2 protein-coding genes and 1 pseudogene are annotated in these 3,797 nt (G+C 31.3%); 2 read left to right on the top strand and 1 reads right to left on the bottom strand.

Going from position 1 to position 3,797, the window contains the following annotated elements; genetic code table 11:
* Both AJ885_RS00110 and AJ885_RS00105 read left to right on the top strand, forming a co-directional pair.
* A pseudogene (locus AJ885_RS00110) lies at nt 1–238 on the top strand (motility associated factor glycosyltransferase family protein); the annotation flags it as partial.
* Complete coding sequence (locus AJ885_RS00105) at nt 238–2,124, top strand: motility associated factor glycosyltransferase family protein (RefSeq protein WP_079860259.1); 1,887 nt, start codon at nt 238–240, stop codon at nt 2,122–2,124. The pseudogene AJ885_RS00110 and the gene AJ885_RS00105, both read left to right, overlap by 1 nt.
* Before the next feature lie 32 nt (nt 2,125–2,156).
* Here AJ885_RS00105 and AJ885_RS00100 read toward each other — a convergent pair.
* The coding region (locus AJ885_RS00100; RefSeq protein WP_070280494.1) for a flagellin A at nt 2,157–3,797 on the bottom strand (1,641 nt) is incomplete at its 5' end.

The following is a 3,797-nucleotide window of genomic DNA, read 5'->3' as shown; positions in this document are numbered from 1 at the left end:
CCCCTTGCTAACTCAATTTGAACTTAATCTTGCTAGAATTTATGTTTTAAATCCTAAAACCAAAGAAGATGTTTTTAATAAAAATATTCTTTGGATAAAAGAACATTTAGAATTTATGGAATTAGTTTATGGACATATCAAAGCACAAGAAAGCGCTTTGATAAAAAATATACTTCCTTTAGAAGAAAAACTTAAAGAAAGAAAATTAGATAAATGGATGGAAAGGGTGAGAAGGTGATGAAAAGGGAAAATAATTTTGAAAAAAATCTCAAAGCTTTAAGTGGCTCTGAGTATGATAATCTGCGTGCAAAACTTGAAGATCTTAAAGAACTTAGAGACTTTACTTTTACACAAGGAAAAGATAATCTTGATATCAATATTATCAAAAAAAGAAATTTAAAAAAAATGTATCAAGATCCTGTAAAAGAGCTTGAAAAAGATTTGGAATATTTTAAAGATTTTACTCGTTATCCTGTGCTTTTTTTCTATGGAATAGGAAATGGGATTTTATATAAAATTTTATTGCAAAATAAAAATCTTAAAAGAATGATTATTTTTGAAAAAGAATTAGAGCTTATATTTTTAGCTTTTAATTTTGTCGATTTTAGTAAAGATTTAAGTTTAGGAAGGCTTATCATTGTTCATCAAGATGATGTAACTTTACCTAAAATTGAAAAAATCTTTCGCCTTGTAGGAGATTTATTTTATCGTTCTTATAATCTACATATTGCTAATGATTTTTATGAAGAATACAAAGAAGATATTTTAAAACTTAACAAACTCAATATCCTAACCATAAAAAACCATAATCTCATGCATGGAAATGATCCTAAAGATGCTATGCAAGGTATAGAACAATTTGTTTACAATCTTCCTAGACTCATTTCACATCCAAACTATAAAGAACTTCTCAAAAAAAGAAAAAATGCTAAAGAAACAGCCATAGTCGTTGCAACAGGACCAAGTTTAACTAAACAACTTCCTTTATTAAAAAAGTATGCCAATAAAGCTACGATTTTTTGTGCAGATAGTGCTTATAATATACTCGCAAGAGAAGGTATAAAACCTGATTATGTTTGCATGTTAGAGCGTGATGATATAGTAGCAGAGTGCTTTAATAATAATTTTGGTGAATTTGATAAGGATATTATTTTTATAGTTGCTTCCTTGGTGCATAAAAAAACCATTGCTTATCTTGAAAAAAACAAAAGAAACTATATGCTTATTCTTAAAGGGCAACCTTTTGCAAGATATTTAGATCTAGATGATTATGGATATATTAATGCGGGCATGAGTGTATCTCATATGGCTTATGAATGTGCAGAAAATTTAGGACATAAAAATATCATTTTAATAGGACAAGATCTAGCTTATAGTGAAGATGGGCAAACACATTCTAAAGGTTTTATTCATGCTAGTTGGCATAATGGGGACTATGAAAGGGATTTTGGAAAATTTACCACCTTAGCTTATGGAGGAGAAGAGAAAGTAGAAAGTTCTGAAATATGGACTCTTTTTAGACAAATTTTTGAAAATTTTATCTCTTTTAGCAAAAGTAAAACCTATAATTGCACCGAAGGGGGTGCTAGGATAGAAAGTGCTATAGAAAGACCTTTTAAAGAAGTTTGCAAAGATCTACTTGAAAATGAAAAAGATAAAAATTTTAAAAAATTAAAAGCTTTAAATACCAAAGAACAAGTAGAATTAAGCTTAAAAATCTATAAAAAAATCAAAAAAAATATGAGCTTAGCGCTTAATTTCCAAAAAGAATGTAAAAAAGTTCAAAAACAAATTTATAATCTTACCCATGGAAAAAGCAAATTATCTCTTAATGAACTCAATCAAAACATCGATAAAATCAAAGAAAAACTTTCAAGTCAAAAATACAGCTTTTTAAGAGAAATTCTAGGACCTACTTTACATCACGAACAAAGCCTCTTAGCGCCTTTATATCTTAAGGATATCAAAGATGAAGCTGATAAACAAAATAAACTTTTTGCTTGGATTTATGCACATGAATCCCTACTTGAAAATATCATAGATCTTTTAGAAGCTCAAGATAAAAGACTTAAAATCGCCATCATACCTTTGCAAGATTTTTTAGAAAAGAAAAAGGCACTTTAAAAATTCTTAGATGCATAAAAGCATCTAAGAAATCATTGAAGAAGTTTTAAAACATTTTGTTGAACAGCATTAGCCTGACTCATAGCATATGAACCTGACTGCGCAAGGATATTATACTTAGAAAAATTTGCACTCTCACTAGCAAAGTCTACATCTCTGATTTGAGATTCTGCTGATTTAACATTTACTTGAGTTACAGTGATGTTATTTATAGTAACTTGAAGTTGATTTTGCACTGAACCAATATCAGCTCTGATTTGATCAAGATTTGTTATAGCAGTTTCTGCTATATCCATCACAGCCATAGCGCCTTTAAGTGTAGTTACACCTGCTGTTTCATCTTTTACGCCAAGAGTATTTCCAACTGAAGTTTTCATTGTTGCAAACTGAGATAATCCACTTTGACTAGAAAAACCTGATCCAGCTGAAATATTATAAACTGCGGACATTTGAGAAATTGCTGATACAACAACTACATTAGCAAAACCTGTGGAATAATTTTTACCACTACCTACAGAAAAACCAGAACCAGATGAAAATCCACTTCCTTCACTACTCATATAAGAACTAACCGAAGAATATTTACCGCCTAAAATATTACCTTTATCAACTGAGTTAAATCCCATGGCATCGGCAACATTAGCATCAATTTGACCTTTTGATTCTCTTAGAGAAACAGAAGCTTGCGAAATGAAACTATTTGCACCAAATCCAGTAGCAGTTAATCCTGTTCCGCTGATTAAAATATCTTTACCATCATTTTTTACTAAAGATAAGCGACCGTAATTTTCTTTCATATTTGGATTGATAAAAGCACCTCTGCCTATATCACCTTCAATTTTAATCCCTCTACCTTCTCTTGAAGTGAGCAAAAGTTTACCATTTTCATCTATAGAAGCTTCTACTCCTGTAGTATCTTTTACAGAGTTGATTGCAGAAACTAAAGCACCATTGCTATCACCATCTTTATATTCTATCTTACCAATTTTTACCCCGTTGATAGTAAAATCATCTGAAGTAGTACCTTCTCTAACTGCACCCATACCTCTAGTCTCTACTGTGAAAGTAGCCCTAACACCTGTTTTATCGGCATTTTTATTGATCTCATCAGCTAAAGCCCCAAGTCCTGTTCCAACTGAAGTTGAAATCACAACTTTTTGAAATTTAAAATCATCTATACCGTTATAGTTTTTCAAAGTAAATTGCACTTCACCACTTTCAGAAATCCTTCCTCCAGTTTCAAAGCGTGTTAAACCAATTTTAGAAGATTGGGTTGGGCCTATAGTAGCTTTGATAGTTTGATTTGAACTTGCACCGATTTGAAATTCTTGATTGATGAAATTACCACTTAAAAGTTGTTTACCATTAAATGAAGTAGTATTTGCGATATTATCAAGTTCTTCCATCAAACGGTTAATATCTGCTTGAAGCATGGTTCTTGTTTTTAAGCTTTGTCCATCTTGAGCCGCTTGAGTTGCCTTAGTCTTGATTGTATCTAAGATCTTAAGTTGCTCATCCATAGCTTTATCTGCAGTTTGTAAAATACCTATGGCATCATTACCATTGTTTATGGCTTGACCTAAAGTGGCTGCTTGTGAACGCAAAGAATCTGCTATCGCCATCCCTGAAGCATCATCTGCAGCCGAGTTGATTCTAAGGCCTGAACTAAGTCT

The organism is Campylobacter sp. BCW_6464, from assembly GCF_001762775.1.
Classification (GTDB): domain Bacteria; phylum Campylobacterota; class Campylobacteria; order Campylobacterales; family Campylobacteraceae; genus Campylobacter_D; species Campylobacter_D jejuni.
This window is presented reverse-complemented; position numbering and strand designations above follow the sequence as displayed.

Excerpts from the sequence above, each read along its gene's own strand:
- AJ885_RS00105 (WP_079860259.1), top strand. The coding sequence starts at position 238 with ATGAAAAGGGAAAATAATTTTGAAAAAAATCTCAAAGCTTTAAGTGGC.